This is a genomic window from Streptomyces sp. NPDC058308 (genome assembly GCF_042880275.1).
Taxonomy (GTDB): domain Bacteria; phylum Actinomycetota; class Actinomycetes; order Streptomycetales; family Streptomycetaceae; genus Streptomyces.
In genome coordinates this window covers 59,603-75,225 of sequence record NZ_JBHVZA010000024.1, presented here as the reverse complement: position 1 = coordinate 75,225, position 15,623 = coordinate 59,603, and the positions used below count along the sequence as shown (strand labels likewise).

14 protein-coding genes are annotated in these 15,623 nt (G+C 72.5%); 2 read left to right on the top strand and 12 right to left on the bottom strand.

Annotated features, from left to right (window positions below; all coding sequences use genetic code 11):
• Positions 1-162: 162 nt before the first annotated feature.
• The 7 genes from pheT to infC form a co-directional block, all read right to left on the bottom strand.
• Positions 163-2,691: a phenylalanine--tRNA ligase subunit beta gene (gene pheT, locus ACFVYL_RS28500; RefSeq protein WP_389720859.1), complete on the bottom strand. Its 2,529-nt coding sequence runs from the start codon at positions 2,689-2,691 to the stop codon at positions 163-165.
• Entirely contained in the window at positions 2,691-3,821 is a 1,131-nt protein-coding gene (pheS, locus tag ACFVYL_RS28495) for a phenylalanine--tRNA ligase subunit alpha (RefSeq protein WP_389720857.1), read from the bottom strand. The genes pheT and pheS overlap by 1 nt, the downstream gene beginning before the upstream one ends.
• A 148-nt stretch (positions 3,822-3,969) precedes the next feature.
• Positions 3,970-5,112 (bottom strand): ATP-binding protein, encoded by a 1,143-nt coding sequence (locus ACFVYL_RS28490; RefSeq protein ID WP_389720855.1) that lies wholly within the window; start codon positions 5,110-5,112, stop codon positions 3,970-3,972.
• A gap of 132 nt (positions 5,113-5,244) precedes the next feature.
• Complete coding sequence (locus tag ACFVYL_RS28485) at positions 5,245-6,090, bottom strand: TrmH family RNA methyltransferase (RefSeq protein WP_389720853.1); 846 nt, start codon at positions 6,088-6,090, stop codon at positions 5,245-5,247.
• Between the two features lie 196 nt (positions 6,091-6,286).
• Complete coding sequence (gene rplT / locus ACFVYL_RS28480; protein WP_389720851.1) at positions 6,287-6,670, bottom strand: 50S ribosomal protein L20; 384 nt, start codon at positions 6,668-6,670, stop codon at positions 6,287-6,289.
• Between the two features lie 97 nt (positions 6,671-6,767).
• Positions 6,768-6,962 carry a 50S ribosomal protein L35 gene (gene rpmI / locus ACFVYL_RS28475; protein ID WP_007829094.1) on the bottom strand — a complete coding sequence of 65 codons (195 nt, stop codon included), beginning with the start codon at positions 6,960-6,962 and terminating at the stop codon, positions 6,768-6,770.
• Between the two features lie 106 nt (positions 6,963-7,068).
• Positions 7,069-7,731: a translation initiation factor IF-3 gene (infC, locus tag ACFVYL_RS28470; protein ID WP_268775508.1), complete on the bottom strand. Its 663-nt coding sequence runs from the start codon at positions 7,729-7,731 to the stop codon at positions 7,069-7,071.
• 392 nt (positions 7,732-8,123) lie between these two features.
• Between infC and ACFVYL_RS28465 the strand changes: the two genes are divergently transcribed.
• A complete protein-coding gene (locus tag ACFVYL_RS28465) occupies positions 8,124-8,501 on the top strand; it encodes a DUF1844 domain-containing protein (protein WP_389720849.1) in 378 nt (125 codons plus the stop codon).
• Between the two features lie 12 nt (positions 8,502-8,513).
• On the opposite strand, the gene ACFVYL_RS28460 is transcribed toward ACFVYL_RS28465, so the two are convergent.
• Genes ACFVYL_RS28460 through ACFVYL_RS28450 form a run of 3 tightly spaced genes read right to left on the bottom strand, consistent with a single transcriptional unit; the run spans position 8,514 to position 11,842 of the window.
• Positions 8,514-9,248 (bottom strand): SseB family protein, encoded by a 735-nt coding sequence (locus ACFVYL_RS28460; protein WP_389720970.1) that lies wholly within the window; start codon positions 9,246-9,248, stop codon positions 8,514-8,516.
• A gap of 60 nt (positions 9,249-9,308) precedes the next feature.
• Positions 9,309-10,475 carry a type VII secretion-associated serine protease mycosin gene (gene mycP, locus ACFVYL_RS28455; RefSeq protein ID WP_389720847.1) on the bottom strand — a complete coding sequence of 389 codons (1,167 nt, stop codon included), beginning with the start codon at positions 10,473-10,475 and terminating at the stop codon, positions 9,309-9,311.
• Positions 10,472-11,842, bottom strand: a complete 1,371-nt coding sequence (locus tag ACFVYL_RS28450) for a hypothetical protein (protein WP_389720845.1) — start codon at positions 11,840-11,842, stop codon at positions 10,472-10,474. Before ACFVYL_RS28450 ends, mycP begins: the two co-directional genes overlap by 4 nt.
• A gap of 194 nt (positions 11,843-12,036) precedes the next feature.
• On the opposite strand from ACFVYL_RS28450, the gene ACFVYL_RS28445 reads away from it, so the two are divergent.
• Positions 12,037-13,287 (top strand): amino acid deaminase/aldolase, encoded by a 1,251-nt coding sequence (locus ACFVYL_RS28445; protein WP_389720843.1) that lies wholly within the window; start codon positions 12,037-12,039, stop codon positions 13,285-13,287.
• 52 nt (positions 13,288-13,339) lie between these two features.
• Here ACFVYL_RS28445 and ACFVYL_RS28440 read toward each other — a convergent pair whose 3' ends face one another.
• Positions 13,340-14,293: a DUF2510 domain-containing protein gene (locus ACFVYL_RS28440; protein WP_389720841.1), complete on the bottom strand. Its 954-nt coding sequence runs from the start codon at positions 14,291-14,293 to the stop codon at positions 13,340-13,342.
• Positions 14,294-14,321: 28 nt separating this feature from the next.
• Positions 14,322-15,620: a haloacid dehalogenase-like hydrolase gene (locus ACFVYL_RS28435; protein WP_389720839.1), complete on the bottom strand. Its 1,299-nt coding sequence runs from the start codon at positions 15,618-15,620 to the stop codon at positions 14,322-14,324.
• Between the last annotated feature and the right edge of the window lie 3 nt (positions 15,621-15,623).

Sequence of the window (15,623 nt, the reverse complement as noted above, 5' to 3'; positions counted from 1 at the left end):
GAGCAGCCGACCCCTACGGCCGGACTGATTCTTACGACCGTATGGACCGATCGGACCAGGGTGACGCCCCATGTCACCCGAACGAGTGAGGGGCTCATCCGATGGTCCGGATAAGCCCCTCTATGCGCCTCTTGTGCGCCTGTTGCCGACTACGCGCGGTGGTTACGCTCCGCGCAGCACCGCACCCGTCCGCTCGGCCGCCAGGGCGACGGCCGCGTCACGGGCCGCGGAGGCCTCGTCGACGGTGAGCGTGCGGTCCGCCGCACGGAAGCGCAGCGCGTACGCCAGGGACTTCTTGCCCTCGCCGATCTGCTCGCCCTCGAAGACGTCGAACAGCCGGATGGACTCCAGGAGTTCACCGGCGCCGCCGCGCAGGAAGTACTCGACGACGGCGGCGGGCACCTCGGCGTCGACCACGAGGGCGACGTCCTGGGTGGCGACCGGGAAGGTCGAGATGCGCGGGGCCTGGACGGCTCCGTCGCGCGCCGACTCAAGGCGGTCCAGGTCCAGCTCCATCGCGCAGGTGCGCGCGGGCACGCCGAGCGCCTTCACGACGCGCGGGTGCAGCTCGCCCGCGTGGCCGACGGTGACGATCTCACCGTCGACGACGACCTTGAGCTCGGCGCAGCGGCCGGGGTGCCACGGGCCGTACTGCCCCTTGTCGACGATGAGCTCGACGCCGGCCTCCCGGGCGATGGTCCGCGCCGACTCGACGGCGTCGGCCCAGTCCGCCGGGCGGCCCTTGCCCCACCAGCCGCTCTGCTCGCGGGCGCCCGCGAGGACGACGGCGGCGTGCCGGGGCTGGACGGGCAGCGCGTCGGTCAGGGACGCGATCTCCTCGTCACTGGGGCGCCGGTCGACGGGCAGGCGCACCGCGACCTTGAGCTCCTCGCGCGGGTGGAAGACGAGGCCGGTCTCGAACAGGGCCTGGTCGTGCGCGCCGCGGCCGTCGTTGCGGCGCAGCGCGGCGAGCAGCCCCGGCAGCAGCGTCGTACGGAGCGCGGGCTCCTCGTCGGAGAGGGGGTTGGCCAGCTTCACGACGCGGCGGGCGGGGTCGTCCGCCGCGAGGCCCAGCTGGTCGAAGACGCCCTCGCCGATGAAGGGGTAGCTCAGCGCCTCCACGTAACCGGCGCCGGCCAGTGCGCGGCCGACGCGGCGGTGCAGCCGCTGCCGCTCGGTCAGGCCGCGGCCCGCCGGAGGCTTGGGCAGCGTGGAGGGCAGGTTCTCGTACCCCTCGAGGCGGATGACCTCTTCGGCGAGGTCGTTCGGCTCGGCGAGGTCGGGGCGCCACGACGGCACGGTGACGGTCAGGGCGTCCTGGCCGTAGACGTCGCAGCCGACCTCCTGGAGGCGGCGTACGACGGTCTCGCGGCCGTAGGCGACACCGGCGACCCGGTCCGGGTGGTCGGCCGGCATGGTGATCGTGCGCGGCGCGGTCGGGGCGATGACCTCGGTGACGCCGGCCTCGGCGCTGCCGCCCGCGAGGAGCACGAGCAGGTCGACGGTGCGCTGCGCGGCGGCGGCCGCGGCCTGCGGGTCGACGCCGCGCTCGAAGCGCTTGGACGCCTCGGAGGCCAGCTTGTGGCGGCGCGCGGTGCGGGCGATGGAGATCGCGTCGAAGTGCGCGGCCTCGATCACCACCTCGCGGGTACCGCGGACCTCGCCGGTCTCCGGGTCCGTCTCGGAGTCGGCGATCTCGGTGTTGGCACCGCCCATGACGCCCGCGATGCCGATGGGGCCGCGGTCGTCGGTGATGACGAGGTCCTCGGCGTCCAGGACGCGCTTGGCACCGTCGAGGGTGGTGAACTTCTCGCCCTGCTCGGCCCGGCGCACGCCGATCGTGCCCTGGACGCGGGAGCGGTCGTACGCGTGCAGGGGCTGGCCGAGCTCCATCATCACGTAGTTGGTGATGTCGACGGCGAGCGAGACCGGACGCATGCCGACCTTCTGCAGGCGGCGCTGCAGCCAGATCGGGGAGCGGGCCTCGGGCTGCAGGCCCGTGACGGTGCGCGCGGTGAAGCGGTCGCAGCCGCGCGGGTCACTGATCTTGACCGGGTAGCCGAAGGAGTTCGGCGCGGGCACGTCGAGCAGCGCCGGGTCGCGCAGCGGCAGGCCGTACGCGATGGCGGCCTCGCGGGCGACGCCGCGCATCGAGAGCGCATAGCCGCGGTCGGGCGTGACGGCGATGTCGAGGACCTCGTCCACCAGCTCCAGGAGCTCGATGGCGTCGGTGCCCACCTCGTGCTCGGGCGGGAGCACGATGATGCCGCCGCTGCCGTCGTCGCCCATGCCGAGCTCGTCGCCGGAGCAGATCATGCCGTGCGAGGTCTTGCCGTACGTCTTGCGGGCGGCGATGGCGAAGTCGCCGGGCAGGACGGCGCCGGGCAGGACCACGACGACCTTGTCGCCGACCTGGAAGTTCCGGGCGCCGCAGACGATCTCCTGCGGCTCGCCGGTGCCGTTGGCGGTGCCGACGTCGACGGTGCAGAAGCGGATGGGCTTCTTGAAGCCCTCCAGCTCCTCGATGGTGAGGACCTTGCCCACGACGAGCGGGCCCTTGAGGCCGGCGCCGAGCTGCTCGACGGTCTCGACCTCGAGGCCGACCTCGATCAGCTTGGCCTGCACGTCACGGCCGGTCTCGGTGGCGGGGAGGTCGACGTACTCCCGCAGCCAGGAAAGCGGGACCCGCATCAGATCTCCATCCCGAACGGCCGGGTGAACCGGATGTCACCCTCGACCATGTCTCGCATGTCTTCGACGTTGTGGCGGAACATCAGCATCCGTTCGATGCCGAACCCGAAGGCGAATCCGCTGTACTTCTGGGGGTCGACGCCACAGGCCGTGAGCACCTTGGGGTTGACCATGCCGCAGCCGCCGAGCTCGATCCAGCCCTCGCTGCCGCAGGTGCGGCAGGGGCGGTCGGGGTTGCCGACGGACTCGCCGCGGCAGACGTAGCAGACCATGTCCATCTCGGCGGACGGCTCGGTGAACGGGAAGTAGTTCGGCCGCAGGCGGGTCTTCATGTCCGGGCCGAAGAGCGACTGGACCATGTGGTCCAGGGTGCCCTTGAGGTCGGCCATGGTGAGGCCCTCGTCGACGGCGAGCAGCTCGATCTGGTGGAAGACCGGGGTGTGCGTCGCGTCGAGCTCGTCCGTGCGGTACACCCGGCCGGGGCAGACCACGTAGACCGGCGGCTCGCGGCGCTCGAGGAGCGCGCGCGCCTGCACGGGCGAGGTGTGCGTGCGCAGCACGACACCGGACTCGTCCCCGGTCCCGCCCTCGGGGCCCTGGACGAAGAACGTGTCCTGCATCTGCCGGGCCGGGTGGTCGGGCGTGAAGTTCAGGGCGTCGAAGTTGAACCACTCCGCCTCGGCCTCGGGACCCTCGGCGACCTCGTAGCCCATCGAGACGAAGACGTCGGCGACGCGCTCCATCATCGTGGTCAGGGGGTGCCGGGCGCCGGCGGGCGTGCGGTCGTACGGCAGCGTGACGTCCACCGCCTCCTCGACCAGGACGCGGGCGTCGCGCTCGGCCTCGAGCTCGGTCTGGCGGGCGGCCAGGGCCTTGCTCACGGCGCCGCGTGCCATGCCGACGCGCTTGCCCGCCTCGGCCTTGGCCTGCGGCGGCAGCGCGCCGATCTCGCGGTTGGCGAGCGCCAGGGGCGAGGTGCCGCCCGTGTGCGCGACCTTGGCCTCCTGGAGCGTTTCGAGGGAATCCGCGGCCGCGAAGGCGGCGAGCGCCTCGTCCCGCATGCGCTCGATCTCTTCAGGTTTCAGTGCCTCGACCTCAACAGGGTCGTACGACTTGTTCGGTGCCGACATCTCTTCCCGTGCTTCCGATTGGCTGGCGGATGGGTCCCCGTCAACGACTCGGAGACAAGCTGTCCCAGTTTTGGGGACACAAAGTGCCAACGACCGAGTCTAACGGGGGTGCGGTGAACGAATGAGCCCGCGGGCTGCTCACGGCGCCTTACTGGAGATACGCCGGGGCCCCCACGGGCAACGTAAATCGGAACTGGGCGCCGCCGCCGGGTGCACGGCCGACGGTGATCGTCCCGCCGTGTGCCTCCACGATGCCCTTCACGATGTACAGCCCCAGTCCCGTCCCGCCGCGCTTGCTGCCCCGCCAGAAGCGGGTGAAGACGCGGCCCATCGACTCCTCCGGAATGCCGGTACCTTCGTCGCTCACGGTCACGGCGGTCTCCTCGCCGCCCCCCTCGCGCGGCGAGGAGGATGCGGCCACCTCGATGGTGACGGTTCCCTCGCCGTGCCGCACCGCATTTTCCAGCAGGTTGCTGAGCACCTGGTCGATCTTGTCGGGGTCCGCCCAGAGATCGGGCAGCGGCTGTTCGACGCGGGCGAGGAAGCGGTCCGCGTCCTGTCCCGCGGCGACGTGGGCCTGGATGTGCCGGCCGACGGCGGCACCTATGTCGACGGGCTGGCGGCGCAGCTCCAGGCGTCCGGAGTCGATGCGGGAGATGTCGAGGAGCTCGGCGATCAGCCGGGTGACGCGGTTCGCGTCGGCGTCGACGGTCTCCAGCATCAGTTTCTTCTGGTCGTCGGTGAACCGCTCCCACTTGGCGAGCAGCGTCGCCGTGAAGCCCTTGACGGAGGTGAGCGGCGAGCGGAGCTCGTGGGCGACCGTGGCGATCAGCTCGGCGTGGCTGCGCTCGGTGCGGCGGCGGGCCTCGGTGTCGCGCAGGGAGACGACGACGCGGCGGACGGGCCCGGTGCGGGTGGTGCGTACGTAACGGGCGGAGACGAGGACCTCGCGGCCGCCGGGCAGGAGCAGGTTGCGCTCGGGCTGGGCGATGCGGATGGCGAGGCCGCCGTAGGGGTCGGTCAGCTGCCACCAGCGGCGGCCTTCGAGGTCCTCTAACGGAAGCGCGCGCTCCAGGGGGGCGCCGAGGGCGTCGGCCGCGGGGACCGCGGTGATCCGGGCCGCGGCCGCGTTGAAGCAGATGATCCGGCCGCCCTCGTCGGCGACGACGAGCCCGTCGGGCAGCTCGTCGGGGTCGAGTCCGAGGTCGCCGAGGTCACCGGGACCGCCGCGGTCCGCGCGAGCACGGACGACGTCCTGTACTCCCGGTGCTCTGCTCGTGCCGACACTCATTCCCCGTACCCCACCTCTCGGACTGTCGGTGGGGGTGCCTCCCTGCTCGGGGTCCCCCCTGACCGGGCGGAGCCGGGATTGCGGGGGGAAAGCCGAGAGCCTGGGGGAGGGCCCCCCGAGCCCGTCACACTACTAGCTCGATGTGACGGAGCGGCACCCTCCAGCGGCGCGCTGTGCACGGGCGGACGCATAGAGGCACACGGCCGCGGCCGTCGCGAGGTTGAGGCTCTCGGCTCTGCCGTGGATCGGAACACGCACCACCGCGTCGGCGAGTGCGCGGGTCTCCTCCGGGAGCCCCCAGGCCTCGTTGCCGAAGATCCAGGCGGTGGGGGTGCCCATGGTGCCCCGGTCGAGTTCGGTGTCGAGGTCGTCCTCACCGGCCCCGTCGGCGGCGAGGAGGCGTACGCCCGCGGCCTTCAGCCCCTGCACGGCCTGCTCGACGGGGACACCGACGGCGACGGGCAGATGGAAGTGCGAACCGACCGACGCGCGCACCGACTTGGGGTTGTAGAGGTCCACGGAGGCGTCGGTGAGGATGACGGCGTCGGCGCCCGCGGCGTCCGCACAGCGCAGCACGGTCCCGGCGTTGCCGGGGTCGCGGACGTGCGCGAGGACGGCGACGAGCTTCGGGCGCCCGGCGAGGATCTCCTCGAAGGGCACGTCAAGGAACCGGCAGACCCCGACGAGACCCTGCGGGGTGACGGTCGTGGAGATGTCGGCGATGACGTCCTCGTCGGCGAGGTGCACCCGGGCCCCGGCGGCGCGGGCCTCCCCCACGATGTCGGCGTGGCGCTCGGCGGCGTCGACGGTGGCGAACAGCTCGACGAGCGTCTGCCCGTGCCCCGCCGCCTCCCGCACGGCCTGCGGCCCCTCGGCGAGGAACAGCCGCTCCTTCCCCCGGAAGTTCCGCTTGGCCAGCCGCCGCGCGGCACTGACACGGGGCGACCTGGGGGAGATCAACTCGGGGGCGACGGCCATGAACTCACCTTCGGCATGGGGACGGCGGGGGCGCCCCGCCAGGGGCGCCTTCTGGGGCGCGGGGAACTGCGCGATCAGCCGGGACGGACCCGCGGACGGCAGCGAACAGACATGGGCGGACGAGCGGCCGAACAAAGTCGGACCCGCAAGCCAGACGGCTCACGGGTCCGAACATCACGCTCAGCTCAGCGCAGCGTCACGCAGCCTTCGGCGCGTTGACGTCCGACGGCAGCGCCTTCTGCGCGACCTCGACGAGCGCGGCGAACGCGTTCTCGTCGTTGACGGCCAGCTCCGCCAGGATCTTGCGGTCCACCTCGATGTTGGCGGCCTTCAGACCCTGGATGAGGCGGTTGTACGTCATGCCGTTCTGGCGGGCAGCAGCGTTGATGCGCTGGATCCACAGCTGACGGAAGTCGCCCTTGCGCTTCTTGCGGTCGTTGTAGTTGTAGACCAGGGAGTGGGTGACCTGCTCCTTGGCCTTGCGGTACAGGCGCGAGCGCTGGCCGCGGTAGCCGCTGGCCGCTTCGAGAATCGCCCGACGCTTCTTGTGGGCGTTTACTGCCCGCTTGACGCGTGCCACTTGTTAACTCCTTGTAGCGGGGCCGTGGTTGGACTCACACGGCCCGGTTTCGATTGGGTCCCGGTCAGAGGTCAGGTGCCGTGCCCGGCACCCGAGCTCACTTGCCGAGAAGCTTCTTGATCTTCTTGGCGTCGCCCGGGGCCATCTCGGCGTTGCCGGTGAGGCGACGCGTCAGACGGGACGACTTGTGCTCGAGCAGGTGGCGCTTGCCGGCGCGCTCGCGGAGCACCTTGCCGGAGCCGGTGACCTTGAAGCGCTTGCTGGCACCGCTGTGCGACTTGTTCTTCGGCATAGCGCCGTTCTCTCCTCGTCAGTGGCACTCCGATGCCCGGTCGTGGAACCGGGCATCCGGGAGCCATATGTGTCGATTGGCATCCCCTGGACTCACGTCCGGGGGATCAGGCCTCGGCAGGAGCCTCGGCCGGGGCCTCGGCGGGAGCTTCGTCGAGCTCCTCTCCCTCGGCGGAGTTCTGCGAACGGCCCGGATTGGCCTTCGCGTCCGCCTTGCGAGCCGCCTGGGCCTCACGGGCCTCGGCCATCGCCTCGGTCTTCTTCTTGTGCGGACCGAGAACCATGATCATGTTTCGGCCGTCCTGCTTCGGGTTCGACTCGATGAACCCGAGGTCCTCGACGTCCGAAGCGAGACGCTGCAGCAGTCGGAAGCCCAGTTCGGGGCGGGACTGCTCACGACCACGGAACATGATCGTGATCTTGACCTTGTCGCCCTGCTTGAGGAACCGGACGACATGACCCTTCTTGGTGTCATAGTCGTGCGGGTCGATCTTCGGCCGGAGCTTCATCTCCTTGATGACCGTGTGCGCCTGGTTCTTGCGCGCCTCACGGGCCTTCATGGCCGACTCGTACTTGAACTTGCCGTAGTCCATGAGCTTGCAGACCGGCGGACGCGCAGTCGCGGCCACCTCGACCAGGTCAAGGTCGTACTCCTGTGCAAGCTCCAGGGCCTTGGCAAGCGGAACAATCCCGACCTGCTCGCCGCTGGGACCGACAAGTCGCACCTCGGGAACGCGAATCCGGTCGTTGATGCGGGGCTCGGCGCTGATGGATCCTCCTCGGTAGCACCACGCGACCGTCTGGCGGACAGCCGCGTTACGTCTGTTGACTGGACCAACCGAGCGAGGCAACAAAAAATGCCCCGACCGATCACAGAAGGGGCTCCACGTACTACCGGAGCACCTCCGCGGTGATCGCGGGGCGCACATCGGGCGACCTGAAGCCTCGGGGACTTCGGCTGCCTGACCGGTGACCCGCCGCTCCGGAGAGCGGCCAGGTGGGAGATCGGAGCCTCCACTTGTGGGCCGGATCCTTGCGTTGACACACGGATGTCCGGCCGGTCGTTACACAAGGTTAGCAGCTCTGCGGGGGTGGGGCGAACCAGCGCGCGCACCGGCTCCCGCGGCTCGGGTCACCCGGGGCGCGGCTTATCGTGTGGGACATGAGCGACGCGACCCCCACCCCCGAGTCCCCCGCCGGTGACTCCCCCGACTTCGACACCCTGACCCGTGACATCGCGGACGTCCCCGCGGTCGAGGTGATCACCACGGTGGCGGTCCACCTGATGAGCGCCGCCGCCGTGAATCTCGGCCTCGCCGACGGCGGCGAGGGCCACAAGGACCTCGACGAGGCCCGCAAGCTGATCCACTCGCTGGCCGGCCTCATGGACGCCTCCGCCACGGAGATCAGCTCGTTCCACGCGGCGCCGCTGCGTGACGGCCTGAAGTCGCTGCAGCTGGCGTTCCGCGAGGCCTCGCTGGTGGCCGACGAGCCGGGTCAGGGGCCCGGCGAGAAGTACACGGGCCCGGTCTTCGGCTGAGAGCCTGAGTCCTCACACCGTACGTACGTAGAGGGGCCCGCCCGGCGGCGTCGCCTCGGCCGGCAGGAGTGCCAGGTCGAGGCCGCGCACCAGGCGGGCCCTCAGTGTTTCGTCGGCGGCGATCCGCCGGGCCACGCGCTGGGCGGCCTGCGCGGGGTCCGCGGCCGGGTCGAGGACCAGGGCGAGGGTGCCGTCCGCGGTGCCGGGGCCCAGGTGGGCGCGGAGCACGGCGGGCTCGGCGGCGACGGCCGCGCGCACCGCGCCGGTGACGGCCGGGTCGGCCAGCGGGTCGGCGCTTGCACGGCCCTCGGCGAGGGCGAGCAGGGCGGAGCGGCCGAGCTCGTAGGGGACGGGCCCCGCGAGGTCGAGGACGATGGTGTCGGCCTGTTCGTGGGCGGCGGCCTGCAGCGCCTGGTGCAGCGGTACGGCCACGGGGCGGGCCGCCGGGTCCCACAGGGCGAGGGCCTCGATGGAGGTGAAGGCGGGCAGCGCCTTGCGGTCGCCGGCCTTGAGGGTGGGAACCGCCATGTCGCTGGTCTTCTCGCGGCGAAGGCCGTTCTCGTCCTCCTCCACCTCGCCGAGCACGGCGACGACGGGGACGAGGAGCCGGGCGCCGGCCAGGGCTTCGAGGACGGGGCCGTGGGCCGTGCGGTCCGCGGACCAGGCGGTGAGCGCCTCGGTCAGCCGGGGGTCGGCCGTCCCGTCGTCGTCGGAGAAGCCGGGGTCGGGAATGTTCTTGTTCGCCATGTTCGCCACGGTGCCGACCCTACAGAGCGGGTCCGGCGCCCCGAGCGGGCGCCCGGGATCTCAGCCGCGGCGGGGCGCTGCCGACCTGGTCCGCCAGAGGTGGACCGCCGCCGCGAGCAGCGCGATGCCGAGACCGCCGGCGACCGGGCCCACCCAGCCCGCGGGGCCGTCGTCGCCCCGCGCCGCGTCCGGCCCCCGGCCGAAGTACTTCGCGCCGTGGGCCGCCGTGCGGGGCTGGTCGGGCCTGAGCCTGCCGCCGCGGGCGAGTGCGGCCGCGGGGTCGATCAGGCCGAAGCCCCGGGAGTCGTCGCGGCCGCCGGAGGGGACGTCGCGGGCGGTGTGCTCCAGGAGCTGCTTGAGCTGGGCGGGCGTGAGCGCCGGGTGGGCGGCGCGGATGAGGGCGACGGCCCCCGAGACGAAGGCGGAGGCGGCGCTGGTGCCCCAGCCCTCGTAGTACTTGTGGTCGGGGTCGGCGATGACGATGTCGTCGCCGGGCGCCGCGACGGTGGCGTACCAGCGCCGGGTGGAGAAGGAGGCGCGGGCGCCGTTCTCGTCGACGGCCGTCGCGGCGATGACCCCGGGGTAGGCGGCGGGGTAGGAGACGTGGTCACCGCGCTCGCCGCCGTTGCCCGCGGAGGCGACGACGGCGACGCCCTTCTTCAGGGCGTACTGCACGGCGGCGTCCTCGGCCGGTTCGGGATGGGCGGACTTGGAGTCGTCGCCGAGGGAGAGATTGATGACGTCCGCGCCGTGGTCGGCGGCCCAGCGGATGCCGTCGGCGAGGGCGTTGCCGCGGGTGCTGCGGGCCTTCTTGCGGGCGGGGTCGCCGTCCTCGAGGATCACGCGGACCGGCAGGATCTTCGCCTCGGGCGCGATGCCGAGCACGCCGTCGGCGCGGCCCTCGCCGTGTCCGTGCCCCGCGATGATGCCCGCCATGGCGGTGCCGTGCCGGGCCCAGGGGCGGTCGCCGCGGCCCGCGCCGAAGCCGACCATGTCCGTGCCGTCGAGGACGTTGCCCACGAGGTCCGGGTGCTCGGCGTCGATGCCGGTGTCCAGGACGGCGACGGTGATGCCCTCGCCCTTGGTGGTCTGCCAGGCCTGGCTGGTGTGCATGGCGTCGAGGGCCCACTGCTGGGCGCGGATGCCGTCGTCCGCGTACGCGGTGGTGGCCGGGGCCAGCGCCAGGGCTGCGGCCACGGTGGCGACGAGCGCCCGGCGGATGCTCATGACTTCTTCTCCGCGGCCGCGATGGTCTTGCGCAGGCCCCGCTCGACGCGGTCGGCTATGCCCTTCGCCTCGTGGCCGAGGCCGGACTGGGCGGGCGCCGACGTGGTGTTGGTGCCCATGGCCTCGGTGGCGGGCTCGGGGTCCGTGACGACGCGGCCGTCGGCGAACCCGGAGACGGCGTACGCGACGACGGGCGCGTCCGGGAGCACGGACATGGTCCAGGAGGCCCGTTGGGTGTCGCCGAAGCCGTCGGCCGCGGTGCCCTTGGCGGCGTATGGCCGGGGCATGAGGTCGGGGCGCCGGTCGAGCCCCTCCTCCGTGAAACGGTTCCGCAGCGTCTGCATGCCGTCGGCGTCGGCCTTGGTGAACAGCAGGCCCACGGTGGTGACGTGGCTGCGGGTGGCGTCCGTGTACGTGGCGCGCAGCAGCCGCAGACAGCCGACCGGGGCGAGCGCCTTCCTCAGCAGCGGGTCGAAGGCGTCCGCGCAGTTGCTGTCGGGTGCGACGGCGATCCGGGTCCAGGCGCGGTCGGCGCCGCCCGGGCCCGCGCCCTCGCCCTCCAGCGCGGGCGGGAAGAGCCGGTCGACGGGGACGCTGTGCCAGAGTCCGCCGGTGACGGTGTACGCGCTGCGGGTGGCGCCGCCCGCGGCGGACTCCCCGGTCAGCCAACTCCCGGTCACCGCGCCGCCGATGAGGCCGAGCCCGAGGACGACACAGGCCACGGCGGCGGCCGCGCGCGGGCGCGCCCAGGCGCCGACGGGGCGCGGTCGGGCGGTGCTGTCGTCGTACAGCCCGGGCCGCGCGAAGAACACGAAGGGCCGCCCGGCGCCGGGCCCCGGCGCCGGATCGACGGCTCCGGCCGCGCGGCGGGCGGCAGTTGTCCCGGTCGGCGCGGTACGGGGCGCAGCGGCCGCGAGCGGAGACCGGCCCTCGCACGCCCCCGAGTCGTCGGCCACCGGAGGCGGGGTGTCGGGCAGGCGGGCGGAGGCCGGGGGCGGCGGGGCCGTGGCGCGGGCCTGTTCGAAGGGGGCCAGCAGGTCCTGGATGCGGGCCGCCTGAGCGGGGTCCTCGTCGTCGTCGAGGGCGGCGGGGCGCGGGCTGTCGAGCACCCAGTCCCGGTCGACCGGCGGCCTGACGTCGGGGAAGCGGGCGGACGGCACGGGCGGCGGCTCGGCGGCCTCGTCGGACGGGTCCGCGGCGGCCTTGCCTGCAAAGGTCTGGTCCGCGGCGGCCTTGTCCGCAAAAGCCTGGTCCGGGGCGGGCTGTTCCGCGCGGGGCCGGTCCGTGGGGGCCGGTGGGGATATGGGACGAGGAGGAGGCGTGGTGGGGCGTGGGGGGATGGGGCTGCGAGGCGCCTCCGTGCTCATGCTCCCCCGTTTCCTCGCGCTCCGGCCGGCCGGAGCGCGAGCCGGCGAGGTTCTGTGCACACCGCTCGGTCGGGCTCCGTGCGCGTCACTCTACGGGCTGACGTCGGACCTACGGGAACCCAGTCCGCGCCCCCGGGCGATCTGCCCGGATCATCCCCCTACCCTCCGGTAATCGTGTCTGGCAGGCTTCGGCCATGACAGCCCACCCGACTCCCGGCCACCGCCCTTCACCGAGGCGTCACGCGTCGCGGAGCGCAGCAGACCGGGCCCGTTACGACCGGGCCACCGCGCACCTCGACGCCCCCGTCGCGATCGTCGATCTGGACGCCTTCGACGCGAACGCGGACGATCTCGTGCGCCGGGCCGCCGGCAAGCCGATCCGGGTCGCGAGCAAGTCCGTGCGCTGTCGGGCCCTGCTCGAACGGGTGCTGGCCCGTGACGGCTTCGCGGGGATCATGTCGTTCACGCTCGCCGAGTCGCTGTGGCTCGCCCGGTCCGGCTTCGACGACGTGCTGCTCGCCTATCCCTCGGCGGACCGCGCCTCGTTCGCGCGACTGGCCGCCGATCCGAAGCTCGCGGCCGCGGTGACCGTGATGGTCGACGACCCGGCGCAGCTGCGGCTGATCGACGAGGCCAGGGACGGCGGGACCGAAGAGGTGCGGGTCTGCCTGGAGTTGGACACGTCGTTCAAAGTGCTGGGCCGTCGCGTGCGCGTGGGCGCGCTCCGTTCGCCGCTGCACTCCCCCGTCCAGGTCGCCGCGCTGGCCCGCGCCGTCGTCCGGCGGCCCGGCTTCCGGCTCGTGGGCGTGATGGCGTACGAGGGTCATGTCGCGGGCGTGGGCGACGCGGTCGAGGGGCATCCGGCGCGCTCGCGGGCCATCCGGATGATGCAGGCCGCGGCCCGCAAGGAGCTGGCGGCGCGCCGGGGTCAGACGGTCGCGGCGGTGCGGGCGGTCGCGCCGGACCTGGAGTTCGTGAACGGCGGCGGGACCGGCAGCGTGCAGCACACCGCGGCCGAGCGTGCGGTCACCGAGATCGCCGCGGGGTCGGGGCTGTTCGTGCCGCGGCTCTTCGACAACTACACGTCGTTCAGCGGGAGTCCGGCCGCGCTGTTCGCGCAGCCCGTGGTGCGGCGGCCCGGAGTGGGGACGGTGACGGTGCTCGGCGGCGGGTATCCGGCGTCGGGTGTCGCGGGCGCCGACCGCTCGCCGGAGCCGTACCTTCCCGAGGGTCTTCGGTACGACCCGCAGGAAGGCGCGGGCGAGGTGCAGACGCCGCTGCACGGCCCTCCGGCGGACGATCTGCTGATCGGCGACAAGGTGTGGTTCCGGCACGCCAAGGCGGGCGAGCTGTGCGAGCGGTTCGAGACGCTGCAGCTGGTCAAGGGCGACAAGGTGACGGGGAGCGTCCCGACGTACCGGGGCGAGGGCAAGACCTTCCTCTGATCCTGGAAGCGTCTCCCCTGTCGCTTAATCCTGGGACCGTCTCCCCTGTCGCTCAGGGGGTCGCGCCTACGTCGTCGCCGACGCCGCCGCCCGTCCCGCTGTCGTCGACCGAGCGGATGCCGTCGGTGATCTCGTCCATGACGGCGACTTTCGGGTCGCCGTCCCCCGCGCCGACGGCGAAGCGGACGATGACCATCGACTCCGATCCGACGCTCGACTTGAACGCCAGCGACTGGACGTATCCGCCGGCGCCCTTGGCCGTGTGCACGCGCCAGCGCACGTAGTAGCCGGTGCGGCCCGCGACCGCCACCTGCCCTTCTCCTAGCTTCTCGTGGCCGGTGATGCCGCCGTAGGGCTCGTTGTCCAGCTTGTCGTGGTCGTAGGCCTCGTCCGCCGCGTCCTTGATGTCGCCCCGGGCGAGCGCCTTGGGGTCCGTCTCGTCCGTGCCGGTCACGGTGCTGGACGTGACGGTGCCCGCGCGGCAGAGCCCGGAGTCGCCCGGGCAGTCGATGATGTCCGGGGTCTGGACGGTCGCGCCGCCGCCCAGCGAGTCGTTGTTCTTCTCCCAGCCGTCGGGGACGGGGAGCGTGATGCCGTTGAGGTCGTCGACGAGGGTGTCCGGGTCGGGGTCGGAGGACGGGGACGCCGACTCCGACTCCGTCCCGGTGGGCGCCGGGCTGCTGTCGGCCGGCGCGCTCGGCGCCGCCACGCCGCTCGTCGGGTCGCCGTCGTCCTTGGTCAGGACGACGGCGCCGGTGACGATCGCGCCGACGAGGACGACCCCGGCGGCGGCCAGTGCGACGGCCTTGCCCCGGCCGCCGCCCGGGGCGGCCGGGGCCATCACGGCGGTGGTGTCGCCGGCCGGGCCGAAGCCCTGCCGGTCCTGCGGCACTTGGGCGTACTCGGGGGTCCGCCGGTGCTCGGTCCAGGCGGTCCCGTCCCACCAGCGTTCGACTGCCGGTGCCGACGGGTCCGGGTACCAGCCGGGAGGGGTCGTCATGCTCATCCCGGCACTCTAGGACGTGCCGCGAAGATCAGTACACCGAGTCCCGCTGGTCGGCGACGACGGAGCCGTCCGCGCGCCGGACGGGACCCTTGTCCCCGTTGTGCTCGTTGTACGCGCTCGTCGAGCAGGGGTAGCGGCCGGGCATCTGCTTCAGCGGCTCGATGAACATGGGGTTCACGATCCAGCGGCCGTCCGCGTCGTCGTACGCGCGGCACATGACCTCGTTCTTGTTGCGGTTGAGCACGAGGTGCGCGCCGGTCGCGTCGCCGACGAAGGTCACGTCGGTGTCGGCGTCACCGCCGCCGAGCGCGATGCGGTGGGCCCGGTCCTGCTTGTCCCAGGCCTTCTTGCCCTTGAGACGGAAGATCTCCTGGTTGATCCAGCAGCGCTTCCCGTCGATGTACGGGATGGCCTCGCCCTTGTTCACGGGGACGCCGCCGCAGCCCTGGTTCCAGGTGGTGATGCGGCCCGCGCGGTCCAGGACGGAGCGGATGGCGACGGTGTGCTCGCGGTCGATGCCCACGCTCTTCGACCAGACCTCGGTGACCGGCTCCGAGCCCGCCGAGACGATGTAGACGTCGAACCCGGCCTTCTTGAGGGTGCGGATCAGGTCGCGCTGCTGGTCGTAGTAGCGGACGTACCCGGGGATCTCGTGGGTGCCGACGGTCTGGGTGGCGCCGACGGGGGCGGCGAGCGCCTCCTTGCGGGCCTTCGCCGCGTACGACTCCAGCTCGGGGACGGTGTGCCCGGCGAAGATCTGCGGCACCCAGGCGTACTGCGGGACGGTGTGGCGGTGGTCCCACTTCCCGGCGAAGGCGGCCGCGCCGCTCATCGTCCTCCCGTCCTCGCGGACCTCGAAGATCTCGTCCGCACAGGCCTTGTTCGTGGAGGTCCGCAGCGGCTTGCCGACCGGGACCTTCGTGCCGCAGGCCTTGGTGAGCGCGCGGTGGGCTTCGTCGGTCATCCACTTGCTGGTGGACTTCCAGCTCTTGGGACGCAGGATCTTGTCGTGGCGCAGGGCCCAGGCGATGGTCGCGTCGGTGACGTCGTTCTTGGTGACGGTGTTGTCCCAGTCGAAGGCGGCGACCGGCCGCTTCTGGCCGTGTCCGAGGTGCGGGTGGGAGCAGCTGCCGCGCTCGTCGATCACCCGCTGCAGGTGGGCTCGGTTGTCGCCGTACCAGGTCAGCTTCTTCGACAGCTGGGGGCAGTCGCCGGTGGCCGTACGGGGGTTCGCGGGCGTGGCGGCGGCCGCGGGGAGAGCTGCCGGCACGGCCGCCAGGGTGGCGGCCGCTGCCAGGGTCAGCGCCAAAATGTTTCTGTTACGCATGCG

Coding starts and splice junctions, on each gene's coding strand:
- pheT (WP_389720859.1), bottom strand. CDS start 2,691: ATGCGGGTCCCGCTTTCCTGGCTGCGGGAGTACGTCGACCTCCCCGCC.
- pheS (WP_389720857.1), bottom strand. CDS start 3,821: ATGTCGGCACCGAACAAGTCGTACGACCCTGTTGAGGTCGAGGCACTG.
- ACFVYL_RS28490 (WP_389720855.1), bottom strand. CDS start 5,112: ATGAGTGTCGGCACGAGCAGAGCACCGGGAGTACAGGACGTCGTCCGT.
- ACFVYL_RS28485 (WP_389720853.1), bottom strand. CDS start 6,090: ATGGCCGTCGCCCCCGAGTTGATCTCCCCCAGGTCGCCCCGTGTCAGT.
- rpmI (WP_007829094.1), bottom strand. CDS start 6,962: ATGCCGAAGAACAAGTCGCACAGCGGTGCCAGCAAGCGCTTCAAGGTC.
- ACFVYL_RS28465 (WP_389720849.1), top strand. CDS start 8,124: ATGAGCGACGCGACCCCCACCCCCGAGTCCCCCGCCGGTGACTCCCCC.
- ACFVYL_RS28460 (WP_389720970.1), bottom strand. CDS start 9,248: ATGGCGAACAAGAACATTCCCGACCCCGGCTTCTCCGACGACGACGGG.
- mycP (WP_389720847.1), bottom strand. CDS start 10,475: ATGAGCATCCGCCGGGCGCTCGTCGCCACCGTGGCCGCAGCCCTGGCG.
- ACFVYL_RS28450 (WP_389720845.1), bottom strand. CDS start 11,842: ATGAGCACGGAGGCGCCTCGCAGCCCCATCCCCCCACGCCCCACCACG.
- ACFVYL_RS28445 (WP_389720843.1), top strand. CDS start 12,037: ATGACAGCCCACCCGACTCCCGGCCACCGCCCTTCACCGAGGCGTCAC.
- ACFVYL_RS28440 (WP_389720841.1), bottom strand. CDS start 14,293: ATGAGCATGACGACCCCTCCCGGCTGGTACCCGGACCCGTCGGCACCG.
- ACFVYL_RS28435 (WP_389720839.1), bottom strand. CDS start 15,620: ATGCGTAACAGAAACATTTTGGCGCTGACCCTGGCAGCGGCCGCCACC.